20 protein-coding genes, 1 pseudogene and 1 riboswitch are annotated in these 15,960 nt (G+C 33.7%); of the genes and pseudogenes, 13 read left to right on the forward strand and 8 right to left on the reverse strand.

Features of this window, described 5'->3' with window-relative positions; all coding sequences use genetic code 11:
* Positions 1-50 precede the first annotated feature (50 nt).
* Together RBB48_RS19080 and RBB48_RS19085 are read right to left on the reverse strand one after the other, a co-directional pair.
* Entirely contained in the window at positions 51-320 is a 270-nt protein-coding gene (locus RBB48_RS19080; RefSeq protein WP_088064665.1) for a YolD-like family protein, read from the reverse strand.
* A 273-nt stretch (positions 321-593) separates the two neighbouring features.
* Positions 594-1,823 (reverse strand): helix-turn-helix domain-containing protein, encoded by a 1,230-nt coding sequence (locus RBB48_RS19085; protein ID WP_088064664.1) that lies wholly within the window; start codon positions 1,821-1,823, stop codon positions 594-596.
* A gap of 364 nt (positions 1,824-2,187) precedes the next feature.
* Between RBB48_RS19085 and RBB48_RS19090 the strand changes: the two genes are divergently transcribed.
* Together RBB48_RS19090 and RBB48_RS19095 are read left to right on the forward strand one after the other, a co-directional pair.
* Positions 2,188-2,766, forward strand: a complete 579-nt coding sequence (locus tag RBB48_RS19090; RefSeq protein ID WP_088064663.1) for a class I SAM-dependent methyltransferase — start codon at positions 2,188-2,190, stop codon at positions 2,764-2,766.
* On the forward strand, positions 2,766-3,365 hold the full coding sequence (locus RBB48_RS19095; RefSeq protein ID WP_088064662.1) for a DedA family protein: 600 nt from the start codon (positions 2,766-2,768) through the stop codon (positions 3,363-3,365). The genes RBB48_RS19090 and RBB48_RS19095 overlap by 1 nt, the downstream gene beginning before the upstream one ends.
* Before the next feature lie 71 nt (positions 3,366-3,436).
* On the opposite strand, the gene RBB48_RS19100 is transcribed toward RBB48_RS19095, so the two are convergent.
* Positions 3,437-3,820, reverse strand: a complete 384-nt coding sequence (locus RBB48_RS19100; protein ID WP_087984913.1) for a hypothetical protein — start codon at positions 3,818-3,820, stop codon at positions 3,437-3,439.
* A gap of 73 nt (positions 3,821-3,893) precedes the next feature.
* Positions 3,894-4,352, reverse strand: coding sequence for a helix-turn-helix transcriptional regulator (locus RBB48_RS19105; RefSeq protein WP_088064661.1), 459 nt, complete (start codon positions 4,350-4,352; stop codon positions 3,894-3,896).
* A 216-nt stretch (positions 4,353-4,568) separates the two neighbouring features.
* Here RBB48_RS19105 and RBB48_RS19110 point away from each other — a divergent pair, with 216 nt between their 5' ends.
* The 3 genes and pseudogenes from RBB48_RS19110 to RBB48_RS19120 all read left to right on the forward strand — a co-directional run.
* Positions 4,569-4,916 carry a YxeA family protein gene (locus RBB48_RS19110; RefSeq protein WP_088064660.1) on the forward strand — a complete coding sequence of 116 codons (348 nt, stop codon included), beginning with the start codon at positions 4,569-4,571 and terminating at the stop codon, positions 4,914-4,916.
* 75 nt (positions 4,917-4,991) lie between these two features.
* Complete coding sequence (locus tag RBB48_RS19115; protein ID WP_088064659.1) at positions 4,992-5,171, forward strand: hypothetical protein; 180 nt, start codon at positions 4,992-4,994, stop codon at positions 5,169-5,171.
* Between the two features lie 19 nt (positions 5,172-5,190).
* A pseudogene (locus tag RBB48_RS19120) lies at positions 5,191-5,507 on the forward strand (FtsX-like permease family protein); the annotation flags it as partial.
* A gap of 283 nt (positions 5,508-5,790) precedes the next feature.
* On the opposite strand, the gene RBB48_RS19125 reads toward RBB48_RS19120, so the two are convergent.
* The 3 genes from RBB48_RS19125 to hpt all read right to left on the reverse strand — a co-directional run bounded on the left by RBB48_RS19125 (position 5,791) and on the right by hpt (position 7,631).
* Positions 5,791-5,970 carry a cold-inducible protein YdjO-related protein gene (locus RBB48_RS19125; RefSeq protein ID WP_000289924.1) on the reverse strand — a complete coding sequence of 60 codons (180 nt, stop codon included), beginning with the start codon at positions 5,968-5,970 and terminating at the stop codon, positions 5,791-5,793.
* Between the two features lie 148 nt (positions 5,971-6,118).
* Positions 6,119-7,021, reverse strand: a complete 903-nt coding sequence (locus RBB48_RS19130) for a diacylglycerol/lipid kinase family protein (RefSeq protein ID WP_088064658.1) — start codon at positions 7,019-7,021, stop codon at positions 6,119-6,121.
* Between the two features lie 82 nt (positions 7,022-7,103).
* Complete coding sequence (gene hpt, locus RBB48_RS19135) at positions 7,104-7,631, reverse strand: hypoxanthine phosphoribosyltransferase (RefSeq protein ID WP_001047287.1); 528 nt, start codon at positions 7,629-7,631, stop codon at positions 7,104-7,106.
* A gap of 161 nt (positions 7,632-7,792) precedes the next feature.
* Between hpt and RBB48_RS19140 the strand changes: the two genes are divergently transcribed.
* The 6 genes from RBB48_RS19140 (at position 7,793) to RBB48_RS19165 (ending at position 12,475) form a co-directional block, all read left to right on the forward strand.
* The gene (locus RBB48_RS19140; protein WP_048541082.1) at positions 7,793-8,008 is read left to right on the forward strand and encodes a hypothetical protein; all 216 of its coding nucleotides are present in this window, start codon (positions 7,793-7,795) and stop codon (positions 8,006-8,008) included.
* Between the two features lie 183 nt (positions 8,009-8,191).
* Positions 8,192-8,524: a hypothetical protein gene (locus RBB48_RS19145; RefSeq protein WP_046199459.1), complete on the forward strand. Its 333-nt coding sequence runs from the start codon at positions 8,192-8,194 to the stop codon at positions 8,522-8,524.
* A 177-nt stretch (positions 8,525-8,701) separates the two neighbouring features.
* Positions 8,702-9,190 (forward strand): LPXTG cell wall anchor domain-containing protein, encoded by a 489-nt coding sequence (locus RBB48_RS19150; RefSeq protein WP_088064657.1) that lies wholly within the window; start codon positions 8,702-8,704, stop codon positions 9,188-9,190.
* An 88-nt stretch (positions 9,191-9,278) separates the two neighbouring features.
* Complete coding sequence (locus RBB48_RS19155) at positions 9,279-9,899, forward strand: class D sortase (RefSeq protein WP_088064656.1); 621 nt, start codon at positions 9,279-9,281, stop codon at positions 9,897-9,899.
* A gap of 39 nt (positions 9,900-9,938) precedes the next feature.
* Positions 9,939-10,628: a response regulator transcription factor gene (locus RBB48_RS19160; protein ID WP_060486642.1), complete on the forward strand. Its 690-nt coding sequence runs from the start codon at positions 9,939-9,941 to the stop codon at positions 10,626-10,628.
* Positions 10,625-12,475 carry a sensor histidine kinase gene (locus RBB48_RS19165; RefSeq protein WP_088064655.1) on the forward strand — a complete coding sequence of 617 codons (1,851 nt, stop codon included), beginning with the start codon at positions 10,625-10,627 and terminating at the stop codon, positions 12,473-12,475. Before RBB48_RS19160 ends, RBB48_RS19165 begins: the two co-directional genes overlap by 4 nt.
* Positions 12,476-12,683: 208 nt before the next feature.
* Here RBB48_RS19165 and thiT read toward each other — a convergent pair whose 3' ends face one another.
* Positions 12,684-13,352, reverse strand: coding sequence for an energy-coupled thiamine transporter ThiT (gene thiT / locus RBB48_RS19170; RefSeq protein WP_088064654.1), 669 nt, complete (start codon positions 13,350-13,352; stop codon positions 12,684-12,686).
* An 86-nt stretch (positions 13,353-13,438) separates the two neighbouring features.
* Positions 13,439-13,540, reverse strand: a riboswitch (TPP riboswitch).
* A gap of 194 nt (positions 13,541-13,734) precedes the next feature.
* On the opposite strand from thiT, the gene RBB48_RS19175 reads away from it, so the two are divergent.
* Positions 13,735-13,962: a FeoA family protein gene (locus RBB48_RS19175; protein ID WP_000060518.1), complete on the forward strand. Its 228-nt coding sequence runs from the start codon at positions 13,735-13,737 to the stop codon at positions 13,960-13,962.
* Positions 13,959-15,947, forward strand: coding sequence for a ferrous iron transport protein B (feoB, locus tag RBB48_RS19180; RefSeq protein WP_088064653.1), 1,989 nt, complete (start codon positions 13,959-13,961; stop codon positions 15,945-15,947). Before RBB48_RS19175 ends, feoB begins: the two co-directional genes overlap by 4 nt.
* Positions 15,948-15,960: the final 13 nt, after the last annotated feature.

Consider the following 15,960-nt stretch of genomic DNA (forward strand, 5'->3'; position numbering starts at 1 on the left):
TTTATGAGGTGAATGGCTTTTTTTACGTTCTAATTATAATGAAGAGATAATTAACGCGCATCGATTATGTCGATGAAACTAAAAGTATGCTTTCGGTTAAAGGCATCTATGCAAAGTAAAGAACGCTTCAAAGGATTTAATTCCATTACAGTCATATAACTTGTAGGGAAATAACCATCTTTATAATAAGTGATCAATATTTCTTTTTCTGAAATGTAAGAGCGTAATAAAGTATCTTCAATTTTGTCTCTATCATCATAGGGTGATACTATTTGCGATTCTTTCATATCAGTCGATTTTGATATATTTGTACTACTCATGCTTTCTATTCTCCTAACAATATATTTTCTATATGGGAAGGCTAATTACTATGGAAGTACCTTGTGTGATAGAACGAAGTAAGTATGGATGATTGGGAGCAGGATTGGCTTCGTACTAAAAAATTATCAAATTCATTCACTTATTTATAGTAATTATTTGTCATTCTTGTACTTTTTTGAATGGGATTCAAACTTTATTAAGGGGAATAAATCGATGTGATGAAGGTGAGCTAGTATAACAACTATCTCACCTTCTATATTAAGTAAGCATTTTTATATAACGGTATGATTTTCACGATATTGTCTAGGCGTCATACCCGCAATTTTTTTGAAGACTCTTGTGAAATAACTTTGATCATTAAAATTAAGCCAGGCACAAATATCTGATAATGGATAAGTCGTTAATGTTAATAATTTTTTAGCTTCTTCTACTCGTTCTCTCTGGATGTATTCAATTAAAGGAATTCCCACTTCTTTTTTAAATAGTTTTGATAAATAAGTAGGGGAAATATGTAAAAGGTTAGCAAGATCATTCAAAGATATTTCATCGTAAATATGCTTGTTAATATAATTGAGGCACGTAGTAATGGAATTAGAATATGCTTGATTATGATATTCTTTTACACGTTCTGCAAAAGTACATAATGCATCTTCAATTAACCTATTTACGGAATACATGTTATCTAGTTTCTCAATCGTTTGTATATATAAAGTACCGAGTGAAAAAGCAATATGCGATGGAAGATTACCGTCTATCGCATATCGAATAGCTAGCGTAATGGCGATAATGCCATTATTTTTTTGGTTTCTAAGCTGATCTCCTTTAGACCAAATTGTCGCATCTTCTTGGGGGAATGAATACGCATATTGTATGACCTTTTCTGTATTGCCTTCTTTAATGGCTGAAAAAAATTTGCGTTCCAATGATATGTCATAATTTTGCGAATCATGCCGGCGACGTTTTGAAATGTATAAATCAGGATTTACGATTTTATAAGAAACATCTTCGAGTAATTTATTCTCTTTCCAGACAATATCTCTATCTAATTTTTCATTAAAAATGACGTAATGTAACCAAATACTTATATCAATTAACGTGCTTTTTTTAATCTCGGGTAGAAATTGATAGTAATCTACTCCTTGTTGCATTTTATTATTACAGTTGAAATACTTCATCAGTTTAATCGCCATTTCATCTGATACTTTTGGATAGGTAGTCGGGCCGATTATAATTGTACCTTTTATATGTTCATGATTTGTTATATGGATGCTAATGAAATTTTCAAGATACTTATTTCCTTTGAAAATTGGAAAATTGCAAGGTACGTTTTCTTGATAAATTTCATTAAGATGTTCTTCTTTAGAAGAATAAAATGGACTACCAATTGTATGAGAAGTAGATTCATATACAATTTTTTTATCAGTAGATAGAAATTGAACAGGAACATGGAATGTTCTATGTACAAGGTCACATAAGTGCTGTAGGTCGATGGAATTATTCATTATCTTCTCCTTTTAAATAGTTTTGGAATACCACATATTCAGACTCAAATCTATATTTCTTATTATTTGCCTTTGTTTGCTTACATGAAAATAATTACATATATTGGATAATGATGAAAGTTGATTTACAAATTAATTTCCGCAGATAGTGCATGAAAATAAACGTAGTGATGGTACCTTCCATAAAAGTTCTTTTTATATCTACTATACCAAATTAATGAATATAAAAGAGGTATTTATATATGGAATAAGAAATGTTTCATTCTTCATAAAATCTTAAGAAATCTCCTCAATTTTTGTTAAGAAACGATAGTTATACTTAGAAACAAGTTAAAAACTATCGAACGAATGGGGAGAGGGTTACATGCAACTCATAACATTCTTACATGAATTTATAAAACATCCGAAACATACTGGTGCAATTGCGCCAAGTTCAAAAATATTAGCAAAGAAAATGGTAGATGTCATTGATTTTAATAGAGCGAAATGTATCGTAGAGCTAGGGCCTGGTACAGGGGTTTTCACGAGAGAAATTATGAAGAGAAAGAAGAAGGAAACGATATTTCTTCTTATTGAAATTAATGAAGTGTTTTGCAAAGAGTTAAAGAGAAAGTTTAAAAATGAGCAGAACGTCATTGTGGTACATGGTTCAGCTGAAAATATAAAGAAGTATATGGAAGAATTACAGATAGAATGCATTGATTACGTCTTATCGGGATTGCCTTTTACATCTTTACCAGAAGAAGTTTCAAAGCGTATTTTAAACAATGTAATGGAGGCGATACATGAGACAGGTGAATTTATTACATTTCAATATTCACTTGTGAAAAAAGGATTTATACAACATTTCTTCCCTGAAATTACGCTCGAAAAAGTGTGGCTCAATTTCCCGCCAGCGTACATCTTTAGCTGTAAAAAAGAGTTAAGAAGAGCTTATGCCTAATGGAATTACATGAATTATTATCTTATATTGAACAGTATGGCTATTGGGCACTATTTTTCTGTTTATGGTTAGGTATTATCGGTATGCCAATTCCAGACGAAATGATCGTAATGAGTGGTGGGTTTGTCTCTTCATTAGGGATATTAAGTGTCATTCCAGCATTTTTATTAACCTATTTAGGCGTTGTATCTGGGCTGTCGTTAGGTTATATAGTAGGAAAAATATTTGGTATAAAAGTACTTGATAAGCTAATGAAAAAGAAAAAGGCGAAATATCTTTTGAAATCTCAAAAAATGGTAGAGAAGTATGGCCATTATGCGTTAGTCACAAGCTACTTCATACCAGTCGTCAGACATATCGTACCGTATTTAGTTGGAATGAATAACATGTCATTTAAGACGTATGCTTTGTATTCCTATACGACAGGACTTGTTTGGACACTTGCTTACTTTGTACTCGGTTCTTTATTTGGACAACATATTGAAAGGATTGTAGCGCTTGCGATAGAGTATGGCGTGTATTTTGGCGGAATTGTTTTTGTTGTTGCGAGTGGTGCTTATTTGTATAAGCAAAGAAGAAGTACGGTGATGAGTAAATAAATAGAATGAGGGCTTACGCTTATTGAGAGTAGTATAAAAGGGAGAGTTATTTTGTAGAATAACTCTCCCTTTTAATGTAATAGCTTTTCATTACTTACATTAGGTGTTGTTTGAAATACAGTTATATAAATTGTTAATATGATTGTATTGATTAGATTAGCTAGTATAGTCATAAAATCACTTGATGGAGTGATAAGAACAAAGATTGAAAGTATGGCAGAAGCAAGTGGAATAAACTTTTGTAGTGTAGTTAACTTTCCGTCTTTATGAAGCTTCGAAGATTGAAAGAAGCAAAGTAAGAAAATAAAGGACGTAAATAATAATCCTAGATAGCCCCATCCATCTTCAATATACCAAGGTAAAAAGCTCATTCTTGATGTGAAAATAAATAAATTGAATACTAACGTGCTAATGATTAGCGTATTTAAAATCGTGATATTTGTCTGTTTTTCCATTTGAATTATACTCCGAAATTTATTTTATCCCGTATTAAAGGGCAGTAAAATCCCCACTGATTAAAGTTTTACTTTATTGAGATGTTTTTGCCATTTCCATAAATCGCTGTTCAATTTCATCGAAATCGAATGAATGGCATATTCTGCGGTCTTCTTTATCTAAAATTCGATAATGTTGAGATAAAATATTTTGTTGTATTTGATAACCGTTTAATTCTTTTATTTGTCGCCACCACACTTTTCCGCCTAACGTCTTCGGGAAGTTTGTACTGTAATGTGTAAAAGCGATTGTTTTTATAATTTCATTCACATCATCCCCAAATGTCATCTGGACTGTATCGCTCTGTTCGAAGAGTGTTACGACACAAACTGCGCCTGCCCATGTTAGCGTGCGTCTTCCTTTTTCGATTTCTACTAATGTTTTCTTCGATAAACCAATAATTTCTGACATTTTATCTTGTGATAGATTATTTTCAACACGGATGAGTTTTAATTTTGAATTAACGAGTTCAATAAATTTTTGTTTATCCATAATGCAGCTCCTTTTTCTTATAGTGTAAAATTACACTAAAGGTGTAATTTTGTCAATTGGAGTGTAAAAAGTTATTTTTTGTCTATTTCAATCTTTTTAATTAATATTTCACTTTTAGTTTAAGAAAATGTTAAGAAATCGAACGAGTTTTTATTAAGAAATAAGCTCTATACTTAGAAAAACCTTAAAGAAAACATAATGAAAGGTGGAATATAGATGAAAAGATTTATTTTTGGATCACTACTTGTTATCGTCGCAGGAGCGGCATATTTATTAAAGGGGAGCGCGGGGTTTGATAGAATGAATCCATTTCTTGATATAGAGGACCATTATGCAATAATTGATAACGATGGAAAAGAGTTAGGTGGAAATAAAGGTCGTGAATATAAAGTGAAAGCTTATGATGAAAATGGTAAGAAAAAAGAAGTTACAATTGACGAAGTAGATGAATTACCAAAAGGCTCATACTGGCATGTGCTTACGAGAGGTAAGTTCTTACATAATAAAGTACAAGTAACAACAGATAAAATTCCTGATGGAGCGAAGGCGAAATTAGGATTATAAGTATAAAACCGATTCTCAATGAGAGAATCGGTTTTGTTGTTTTATGGTAATGTTTAGTGTAAGGGGGCGAGGGTGATGCTACTCATTGTTAGTCTTATTTTAATCGGGGTTATGTGTAGTATGAGAATAGTATCTTTACATATGATAGAACGAGAAAAGATAGAAGAGCGATATGTATATTGTCCAAAATGTAATGCGAAAATTAGGAGAGGCAATTCTGCTCCCTTTTGTTCGAAATGTAATTTAACATTTTAATTATAGGGAATTTGAAATCATTTTGTATGGTTTTGGATTTTTTACACGAAAGCGTAAGAAAGAAATAGGTCTTTACTCTTTACTAGGTATTGGAAAAAAAGAAATAGGCAAAATGCTGTTTTATGAAAATACGTTAATGGTTTTACTATCGATTAGTAATCGGCATTGTAATTGGTAGTTTACTTTCAAAATCATTCCTTCAGTTATTAGTAAGCATGATGGAATTAGGCGTAAACGTTCATTTTGAAGTACCGATTGGAGCGGTTATTGATACAGCATGTATTTTTTTGTTTCATTTTTCTTTATACATCTTTTAAAGGATATAGCGTTATTTATATTAGTTATTATTTCTTAACGGTTCATTCTTATGTTCGGATTGTGAGTAAATGAAAATAGTGATAAAGTTTTTCGTTTTTTATTAGCTAAAATGAGGTGTGCATAACTAAGGTTTGATAAGGGGAATTTGAAACAGAAAAGAGATGGGAAAACCATCTCTTTTCTGTTTCAATGTTTTACGCTATTATCTATTTTCTTTCTATTCACATATAGGAAATGCATCTTGTAGATAAGGAGAAAGATAATCCTTTATTCTAATATTTAAAGTGGAGAAAAGCAGAAGTTAGAGCTTTTGTAATAAACGCTCGCTACTATTCATATCATTTTTGCATAATGGACATTTTGGTTCTTCTTCTAATGAAAAATTTTTACGCATCCATCCACGGCAGTCTTTTGCCGTGCATTCCCATATAGCTATCGCTTCGGGATCTTCTACAGGCTTATCATTTTTTCTCCAATACATGTGATCGCTCCTCTAAAGTGAAAAGTTTTTTTGAAAAAATAAAAAGGTTGTTAACATTTTTTGTTAACAACCTTTTACTTATTAATTATACTGTATTTTTCGCAAAAATGCGAAGTTTAGTAATTATTAAAGTATAATAAAGTATTCATTACACAACCGCAGGATTATAAATCATCGTAAAGTGTCCTTGTAATAGTTCAATATGACAAGGTGTATGAAGCGAGCTTTCTCCATCTGTATCTACTTCTTTTTCTTCTTCTGTTTCAATATGAATGGATTTCGCTTTTACGTGGAAGATGTCATTTTCATTTGAGTCTTCAAATAGTTTCTTTCCGATATAATCTTTAAACGCTTGAATGCCTGTTGATTTGACTACGAAAATATCAAGTGTTCCGTCGTCGCATTTTACGTTCGGGATAAAGGACGGGATCCCGCCAAGATATTCACCGTTTCCAACCATAACAAGGACAGCTTCGTCTTCATATATTTGTCCATCGTACGTAATTTTTACGGGGAATGTTTCAGCATTCTTTACAGTTCGAATAGTGCTTAAGTAGTAACCAATTTTTCCGAGCTTTGCTTTCTCTTCGGCATCAATATTGTTTGATACTTCAGATACGAGTCCAATGCCCCAGAAATTTAAGAAGTGTTGGCCATTTGCTTTTGCGACGTCAATTGGTTTTACATGTCCTTGTGTAATAAGCTTTGCTGCTTCTGCGATGTTTTGCGGAACGCCAAGTGTACGAGAGAAGTCGTTGCAAGTGCCGCCTGGAATGATTGCAAGTGTAGGTCTAGTTTCAAGAGGTGCTAAGCCGTTTGTGCATTCAAATACAGTGCCGTCACCACCAAAGACGATAATTAAATCTACTTTACTAGCAAACTCTTGGCAATATTTTGTTGCATCGCCTTGCTCTTTCGTATGAAGGATATGTAAGTCAGGAAAAGCTGCCGCAAGAGGTGGTACGATTTTCGTTAAGTTCGTATGTAGATCACCTTGTCCTGCTTTCGGATTTACGATGAGGAGTACTTTTTCAAATTTTGTTTTTGTCATTTTATTCTCTCCCTTTGTCTTTTACGAATCGTGATAGAAAATAAACTTCCATCAATGATTGATAGAAGTTTATTCTATTATATTATTCCGTTACAACTGAAGCGATAAATGGTAAGTTACGATATTTTTCTGCGCAGTCGATACCGTAGCCAACGATAAATTCGTCTGGAATTTGGAAGCCAACATATTCAGCTTTTAAGTCCACTTTACGACGCTCAGGTTTATCAAGTAACGTACAGAATTTCAATGCTTTCGGTTTATGCATAAAGAAGTGGTCTTTTAAGAAGTGAAGTGTTAAACCAGAATCGATAATATCTTCTACGACAATTACGTTTTTTCCAGTAATGTTTACATCGATATCTTTTAATAGTTTTACTTTGCCAGTTGTTTCTGTTTGATTTCCGTAGCTAGATGCAGAAATAAAGTCGATTGTTACATCGTTTTTAATGTGACGAATTAAATCGGCAGCGAATACGAAAGATCCTTTTAATACAGCGATTACTACGATTTCTTCTCCTTCAAAGTCACGTTCGATTTGAAGTGCTAGTTCTTTTACTTTTTCTTGTAATTGTTCTTCAGAAATTAAAGTATCTTTTATTTCAAGATTCATTGGAGTCCTCCTACAGTGTAAAACTTGTGAACATTTCGACTGTAAAGGAAAGAAGGGGAAAAGTCAAAGAAGATATAAGTTTTTTACAGAAATCCCCACAAAATAGTCAGATGATATGATATACTGATCATATAAAGAAAACGCTTCCAAAAAGGGTGATTATGATGAGAAAGAAAGAGTATACAAGTGCAACATTTATAAAAGCATTACTTTTAACAATTGTTCTTGGTAGTTTGGCTTACATAATTGATGTACCAGCGATTCGAATTTCACTAATTGGAATGACTTTAGTATTAGGCGCAATTTCCCACGGTATGATGTCACAGCTACAAGAAGCTGGAGTGGATCATATGAAAGATCATATAGATAAGAAATGAGAAACCTTCACGTATAGAGAGTGAAGGTTTTTTGTTTCTTACAAAAATGTAAGGTAGTTGTAAGGCAAATCGATAGTTGCATAGTAGTGTTTTGGATAAACTATAGGTGTAAGGTAAAAGGCAAGCATATTTTAGGTAAATTAAGTTTTAGGCACTCTATATGTGAAAAAGGAGTAGGAGGGCATGGAGAAACGTTGGACGACCTTTTCTTTTTTAGCAACTAGCAACACCGTAATGCTAGCTGGCGAAATGGATTTTTTGCACTTGTTTGATCGAGAAGACGATCATTCTTCTTCTAAATTTACAATGAAATGGAATAAATGGAGCGAAAGTTGTAGGTTTGAAGAAGAGGCCCCTAACGAAGAGCAAAAGATTATTTTGACAAACCCTATTAAAGCGTGGGTTGTTCAACGTCGTAAGTGTAACGTCAAAAATCACTTAAAGAAAACTGAGCCGAGACAATTAGTTATCGCTCCGGCCCGTTCTACTTCTAAATCACGCGAAAGTAACATGTAAATATTGAGACACACACCCGAAAAAACATCGTATATATTGCGATGTTTTTTTATTTTTCTACAATGAAATCTTTAAATGAAATATATTTCATCTGCATCTTATATTTATATCTCTTGTTTATTCTAGTGATACATCCGATGCGAGTTGATGTGAATAAAATATAAGGAGAGAATGAAGATGAAAAAGAGACTATTACCAATTTGTGCAATGGCACTTTTAACAGTAGGATATTCTTCAGTAGCGAGTGCGGATACTGGAACAGTAACAAAGGAAGAACAGGCACAACTGCAGCAAGATAAAGCGAAAAAAGAAGCAGTGATTAAAGAACAGCAAAAAAGTGAAGAAGAGAAAAAGCGAATAGCGCAAGAGCAGTTGAAAAACGATAAGGCGAAAAAAGAAGCATTGATTAAGGAACAGCAAAAAAGTGAAGAAGAGAAAAAGAGAATAGCACAAGAACAGTTGAAAAATGATATGGCAAAAAAAGAAGCAGCACAAGTACAACAAAAAAATGGTGCGGTAAAAAAAGAAGTAGCGAAGCCAGCTGTACAAGGTGAAAAATTACCAAACACAGCATCTAATAATGTAGCAATGATGGCACTAAGCGCATGTCTTGTAGGGATAGGGACATTATTTGGTTTGAATCGTCGCAATAAAGTTAAGGCGTAAATAAAATATTGTCCTATAAAGAATGGAATAATTTCATATATTAAAAATGGTAGGTTATTCCTACCATTTTTGGCATGGAGGGATGAACATGAAGTTACTCAATTATATAGGTATCATATTGATGGCCATAGGGCTATTCACGGGATCATATTACGCTATGGAATGGTATAAAGGAAAAAGCTCTGCTCAACAATTAACGAAAGAAGAATTAAAGAGCCTTGAAAATATACAACATAAGCAACTTTCTTACGAAACACCTGTAACTTCCCAAGTACCTTCTTCTCAAACAGAACATAAAGAAGGAGAAAAGGTTGCACTGTTAAATATACCGAAAATAAAGAAGAAGTTTTCTATATACTGGGGAGCGGATGATGCAACGTTGAAGAAAGGAGTTGGAATGTTCGTTAGTGATGTAACGACAACACCATCTGGAGGGGGACATACTGTACTGAGTGGACACCGGGATACTGTCTTTACAGATTTAGGGGAGTTAAAAGAAAAAGACACTCTTGTTTTAGAGTATGATAATAAAACTTACACATACGAAATTCAAAAGATATGGATTACCCATGCGGATGATCGTACTGTTATTATAAAAAAAGAAGAACCGATATTAACACTAACGACTTGCTATCCATTTGATTATATAGGGGATGCACCAGATAGATATATTATCGAGGCGAAGTTAACGGCTAGTTATTCAAAATGAAGTGATAGTTTCTGAAAGCGGAAGGGGGATACATAAGTTATGTCAAAAAACATTTTAATTGTGGAAGATGAAGATATTTTGCGTGAAATATTAAAAGATTATTTTTTGAGCGAGCAATATGTAGTGTTTGAAGCAAGAGATGGGAAAGAAGCTTTAGTTGTATTTGAGGAAGAAGAGGTTGATTTAGTTATTTTAGATATTATGTTGCCGGAACTTGATGGATGGTCTGTTTGCCGAAGAATTCGTAAAACATCTGAGGTTCCTATTATTATGCTGACGGCACGTGTAGATGAAGATGATACGTTACTTGGATTTGAACTTGGGGCGGATGACTATGTGACGAAGCCGTATAGCCCACCAATTTTATTAGCAAGAGCGAAAAGGCTGTTAGAAAGTAGAAAAGTAACGAAGCAACTTCTAGAGAATGAAGATGATACATTATCCATTCACGGTATTCACGTCCACTTCCCATCGCGCACTGTTACGGTAGATAGGACAGACATTAATTTAACACATACTGAATTTGAAATATTAGCGTATTTCATGAAAAATCAAGGGATTGTTTTAACGCGAGAGCAACTCATTTCAAGAATTTGGGGATATGAATTTGCTGGTGACGATCGAACGGTTAATAGTCATATTCGTAATTTAAGAAATAAATTAGGAGAGAAAGCAAAGTGCATTACAACTGTAGTACGAACAGGTTATAAATTTGAGGGGAATGTATGAGAAAGGGGATTGTACTAAAATTATTTGCCCTCACAACAGCATTATGTATGTTAATTTTAGCGACGATATTTATTGGACAAACGATATTTTTTAAACAATATTATGCGAATCGAAAAGTAGAAGATATTAAAGTGAATTTAAATTCCTTTGAGAAGAATTATTTGAATTATGCAGGAAGTGCAGAAGGAATTCAGAAGCTGGAGCAAGACTTTTTAAGAGAAAATAATACGTGGATTACAACGTTAGATCAGAATGGGAATTTAAAACATGCGGATGATTTTTATTTTGAAGTAACGATAGATCGTAGGCAACAAAAGAGCTTTGGACAACAAATATTCAAAATTCCTTTATACAATCTCGTCAATATAGAGGAGATTGATAATAAATTATCAGATCCGTTTTTAGGACAAGAAATTTATTTTTCTGGCGTGAAAAAAGGTGATAGTTTTATTCCATTCTCTTTCGCGTTAGGTAAGCAAAATTTAAATGGATCTAATAAACCGTTAGAAAAAGCGTTTCAGGAGAAAATGAAATTAGATGAGGAGAAAAAGAGAGCGGATCAAGAACAACTTGTTAAAGAAAAGAAACCAGCTGTTCAGGAAGAATCTGCTCAGGAATTAGATACTTACATAAGAGGACGTGTTACGAAAGTACAGTTTCCTGATGTAAAAGGTCTTGTAAATCCAATTTATAAAAATAGTCTATTCTTAGATAGCATAAAAGAGTTTCAAAGGGATGTATTACTAAATGAAAGTAATCAAATAGAATATTCAATAAAAACAATGGACTATGAAAAAAATGATATAAAATATAAATTATTAATGAAACCAATAACAGAAAGAGACGGATCAGTCACATATATTTATGCGATGGCTTCTTTACAGCCTGTAGATGAAGCTGTACAAATGGTGCAAGATTACTACATTTACATCATTGCATTTGTAGTCGTTCTTATTTTTCTAGCTTCGTTCTATTATTCAAAACAAATTGCAAAGCCGTTATTAAAAATAAATGATACGACGAAGAAAATAGCACACTTAGATTTCACAGAACAAATACCGATTACTTCAAAAGATGAAATTGGTGATTTATCGAAAAATATTAATGTATTATCTAATAAGCTCCATTCGCATATTGGACAGCTAGAACAAGATATTGAAAAGGAAAGAAAGTTAGAAAATACGCGGAAAGAATTTATTTCTGGTGTTTCGCATGAATTAAAAACACCGCTGAGTATTATGAAAAGCTGTATTTCTATTTTAAAAGATGGAGTAGCTGAGCATAAAAAAGAATACTATTTTCAGGCAATGGAACGAGAAGTAGATAAAATGGATACTTTAATTTTGGATATGCTGGAGTTAGCTAAATTTGAGTCAGGTACATATAAAATGAAAAAGGATGTATTTTATATCGATACAGTAATTGAAGATATATGTGAACACCTTTCTGTGGACATAGAGAAAAAAGAACTTCATGTGCATAAAAATATATGTTCATTTGAAGTAGTCGCAAATCAAAGTCGGATTGAACAAGTAATCGTGAACTTCATTACGAATGCCATACGTTATACACCGAATAAAGAGGATATTATTATTTCTACAATAGATGAGAAAGATCGTATAAAAGTGTGTATTGAAAATAAAGGTACTCACATTGAAGAAGAGCAATTAGATAAAATTTGGGACCGTTTTTATCGCGTGGATGCAGCTCGCCACCGTTCACAAGGTGGAACTGGGCTTGGTCTAGCTATTTCTAAAAATATTTTAGAACTGCACGATGCTGAATATGGGGCAGAAAATACAGAAGATGGTGTATTATTTTACTTTTATTTACCTAAAAAAGCGTAGATGATGCATGCTACGCTTTTTTAATTTATTTTCATATTATCTTTACCTAATCTTTATTTTTAAGCGATATAATCTGGTTAGAAAATGAGGTTATGTAAGGAGTCGATGAACCGTGCATAGCAAGTGGCTAAGTATAATGGTATTTATTTTCTTTTGTGCATTTATTGTATTTTTAATTGATATTACGATATAACAAAAAGAGCGCTTATTAAGCGCTCTTTTTGTTTGAATTTATTTGATAAGCATTGATGCTCTTGAATAAGCGAGGTGAAGTAAGAAATAAAAATATAAGTAAAACGGTACATAAAATAAAAGAACCGAGCATTGTACTGCCGTTTACGATTAATGAGTATAGAACTGCTGATTGACCTTTCGGTGCATATTGTCCCCAGAAAATAATACCAGCAATAAAGTGGCAGAAATAGCGAGCAAAGCTACCGATAAATGTAGCAAGGATAATATAAGCAAGGACTTTCTTACCTTCGTTTTGTTTTGATGAAGGTTTTTCTTTACGGCTACCTAAACTTGATTGTTCTAAGTTATTTTCATTAGACGTTAAAAGTGCTTTTTGAATTGGACGATAGAATAAGCCAGCAAATCCGATAAAAGCAAAGGCAATGAAGTACTCAATGAAAGCTTGAATAGGTGTTAAAATGTAAGCATCTCCTACGACAATTTGTAATAGTCCCCAAACTAAACCACCTAAGAAAGCTGATTTAAAGCCCCAGCGGTATGCAATAATAAAAATAGGAATCATAGCGAATGAAATGGAACCGCCTGTTGGAAGTTTGATTGATAATGGTAAAATGTCGATGACCAAGGCGAAGGCTGCAAGAATTGCAGATTCGATCATCGCTTGTAAATTGGTGTTACGCATGTTGTCTCCCCCTAAATCCAAGTTGTGCAAAAAAGAATAGATATCATAGGAGGATACGAAATACGTAAATAAAAAAGAGGTATGTATTTCGGACGTTTGCACAATCCCTGCGTTAGCATTAACTAACAGGTTCGAAGGGTCGGAACGAAGTGTTCCCTCTCAGCGGCATGGCTCCCCCAGTGATAACGAGATTCTTTATTTGCTATTGTTTATTGTAAGCGAAATGGATGAGAATGGCAAACGAATACAGTATGACAATGATTGAAATAGAATTGTAGCGAAATGTTAATAAATATGAAGCAAAAGGGTATAGTACAAGAGAAATAGAGTGTGCTATAATTTTTTTGAAAATAATTATCATTCTCTTCTGAGGGGGAAGGTTATGAGCTTAGTAGATATTAAAATCGGTGAGAAAGTGTTAGTAAAAAGCGTTCAGTCTTTAGATCATTTACTGAAGAGAAGATTGGCTGCTTTCGGTCTTTCTGAAGGAAGCGAACTTCGCATGAAGCAGAAAGCGATGTTCAAAGGTCCTTGTACATTGGAGTGTCGTGGACAGTTAATTAGTATTCGTCATTGTGACGCGAAAATGATAAAGGTGGAATTAGCGTGAATAAGGTAGCTTTGCTAGGGAATCCGAATACAGGGAAGACATCATTATTTAATGCACTTACTGGTTCTTATGAATACGTAGGAAACTGGAGCGGTGTAACAGTAGAAAAGAAGGTTGGTAAATTAAAAGATAAGCAAGGAACATTAATTGATTTACCAGGTGTTTATGATTTGAATCCAGTTTCGCGTGATGAAGGTGTCGTTACAAATTTTCTACTAACAGACGAATTTCATCATATGTTAAATATAGTGGATTCTTCGCAATTCGAGAGAAATATGCATTTAACGTTGCAATTACTTGAGTTTGGAAAGCCGGTTTCAATCGGATTAAATATGGTCGATGTGGCAAAGCAACGAGGCATTGTAATTGATGTAAAACGATTATCAGAGCTATTAGGTGTAACAGTCGTTCCGGTCGTTGCAAGAAGTGGAAAAGGCTGTGAAGAACTACTTGCTACTCTTAAAGAAAATGACAAAAACGAGAAAAAGCCATTCATTATTTCATATGGTGTACAGATGGATGAAGGAATTGGAGAGGTAATAGCTCTTTTAGAGACAGCGAATTATAAGCATCCAAGATGGTTAGCCCTTCAATTTTTAAGCAATAACGAAGTAGTAGAAAAAGAAATGAAAGCATTACCAATTTATAAGGAACTTGTAGCCATTCGATCTCGCTTAGAAGGAAAACTTGATTGTACGTTGGAAGAGCACATTTACAAAACTCGTGAAGCGTATATTGAAAAGTTAAAAACAAATGTTATGAAGCATGAGAAAGAAGGAAAAATTCCTTTTTCGGAAAAAATTGATAGATTAATTACACATAAAATTTTAGGACTTCCAATCTTTTTAGCAGTTATGTTTTTTATTTTTCAGGTTACGTTTACGTGGATTGGTACACCTTTATCCGATATGTTAGATGAATTTTTTGGTGGACAGCTTACGGATTGGGTAACGGCTGGGCTCACAAGTGTTGGAGCTTCTGATTTTATTCAAGCACTCGTTACAGAAGGTATTATTGCCGGTGTTGGTGCGGTATTAGTATTCGTTCCACAAATCTTTGCACTATTCTTTTTCATTTCATTATTAGAAGACTCAGGATATATGGCGCGAATTGCAGTTGTTATGGATAGAATTATGGAGTTCTTCGGTTTAAATGGAAAAGCATTCATTCCGATGATTATCGGTTTTGGATGTAATGTTCCAGGTATTATGGCAGCGAGAACGATTGAACAAGAAAAAGAACGTTTACTTACAGTTCTTGTAACACCATTTATGTCTTGTTCGGCACGTTTACCTGTATACGCATTATTTGCGGGAGTATTCTTCCCTCATAGTCAGGCAACTGTTGTGTTTTCTTTATATGTTGCAGGTATTGTTCTTGCATTATTAGTTACAAAAATTATGTCTCTTACCATTTTAAAAGCGGAAAAGTCTATTTTCGTCATTGAACTACCTCCTTACCGCGTGCCACAAGCGAAAACGTTATGGCTAAGCACGTGGGAGAAAGGGAAAGGATTTGTTCGTAAAGCAGGTACATTCATCTTCGGTGGTTCTGTTGTCATTTGGTTATTAAACTATGCAGGTCCATCAGGATTTGGTGTTGATATGGGAGATAGTTACTTAGCGATGATTGGTGGATTTATTGCACCACTATTTGCACCGCTCGGCTTTGGAACGTGGCAAGCTGCAGCATCTCTTTTAACAGGATTTTTAGCGAAAGAAGTTGTCGTTTCTACAATGGCAATTATTTATGCGGTGAAAGAAGATGTGCTTGGAAATGTAATGGGAGCACATTATACTGCGTTATCAGCATATGCATTTATGTTCTTTATTTTATTATATGTTCCGTGTTTAGCGACAGTAGCTGTTATTAAACGTGAAACAGGATCAACGAAGTGGACAATTTTCTCTGTCGTTTATCCACTCGTTGTTGCTTATGTATTAACGTTCATTATATACCAAGTTGGATCCTTACTCGGATTCTAGAAGGAGATGTATT

This window comes from Bacillus sp. MMSF_3353 (assembly GCF_030733445.1).
GTDB classification, from domain to species: domain Bacteria; phylum Bacillota; class Bacilli; order Bacillales; family Bacillaceae_G; genus Bacillus_A; species Bacillus_A wiedmannii.

Bases quoted from the DNA above. Each gene is read 5' to 3' on its own strand.
- RBB48_RS19085 (WP_088064664.1), bottom strand. From the start codon at position 1,823: ATGAATAATTCCATCGACCTACAGCACTTATGTGACCTTGTACATAGA.
- RBB48_RS19130 (WP_088064658.1), bottom strand. From the start codon at position 7,021: ATGACAAAAACAAAATTTGAAAAAGTACTCCTCATCGTAAATCCGAAA.
- RBB48_RS19080 (WP_088064665.1), bottom strand. From the start codon at position 320: ATGAGTAGTACAAATATATCAAAATCGACTGATATGAAAGAATCGCAA.
- RBB48_RS19160 (WP_060486642.1), top strand. From the start codon at position 9,939: ATGTCAAAAAACATTTTAATTGTGGAAGATGAAGATATTTTGCGTGAA.
- RBB48_RS19140 (WP_048541082.1), top strand. From the start codon at position 7,793: ATGATGAGAAAGAAAGAGTATACAAGTGCAACATTTATAAAAGCATTA.
- thiT (WP_088064654.1), bottom strand. From the start codon at position 13,352: ATGCGTAACACCAATTTACAAGCGATGATCGAATCTGCAATTCTTGCA.
- RBB48_RS19145 (WP_046199459.1), top strand. From the start codon at position 8,192: ATGGAGAAACGTTGGACGACCTTTTCTTTTTTAGCAACTAGCAACACC.
- RBB48_RS19095 (WP_088064662.1), top strand. From the start codon at position 2,766: ATGGAATTACATGAATTATTATCTTATATTGAACAGTATGGCTATTGG.
- RBB48_RS19105 (WP_088064661.1), bottom strand. From the start codon at position 4,352: ATGGATAAACAAAAATTTATTGAACTCGTTAATTCAAAATTAAAACTC.
- hpt (WP_001047287.1), bottom strand. From the start codon at position 7,631: ATGAATCTTGAAATAAAAGATACTTTAATTTCTGAAGAACAATTACAA.
- RBB48_RS19155 (WP_088064656.1), top strand. From the start codon at position 9,279: ATGAAGTTACTCAATTATATAGGTATCATATTGATGGCCATAGGGCTA.
- RBB48_RS19165 (WP_088064655.1), top strand. From the start codon at position 10,625: ATGAGAAAGGGGATTGTACTAAAATTATTTGCCCTCACAACAGCATTA.
- RBB48_RS19090 (WP_088064663.1), top strand. From the start codon at position 2,188: ATGCAACTCATAACATTCTTACATGAATTTATAAAACATCCGAAACAT.
- RBB48_RS19100 (WP_087984913.1), bottom strand. From the start codon at position 3,820: ATGGAAAAACAGACAAATATCACGATTTTAAATACGCTAATCATTAGC.
- RBB48_RS19125 (WP_000289924.1), bottom strand. From the start codon at position 5,970: ATGTATTGGAGAAAAAATGATAAGCCTGTAGAAGATCCCGAAGCGATA.
- RBB48_RS19175 (WP_000060518.1), top strand. From the start codon at position 13,735: ATGAGCTTAGTAGATATTAAAATCGGTGAGAAAGTGTTAGTAAAAAGC.
- RBB48_RS19115 (WP_088064659.1), top strand. From the start codon at position 4,992: ATGCTACTCATTGTTAGTCTTATTTTAATCGGGGTTATGTGTAGTATG.
- RBB48_RS19150 (WP_088064657.1), top strand. From the start codon at position 8,702: ATGAAAAAGAGACTATTACCAATTTGTGCAATGGCACTTTTAACAGTA.
- RBB48_RS19110 (WP_088064660.1), top strand. From the start codon at position 4,569: ATGAAAAGATTTATTTTTGGATCACTACTTGTTATCGTCGCAGGAGCG.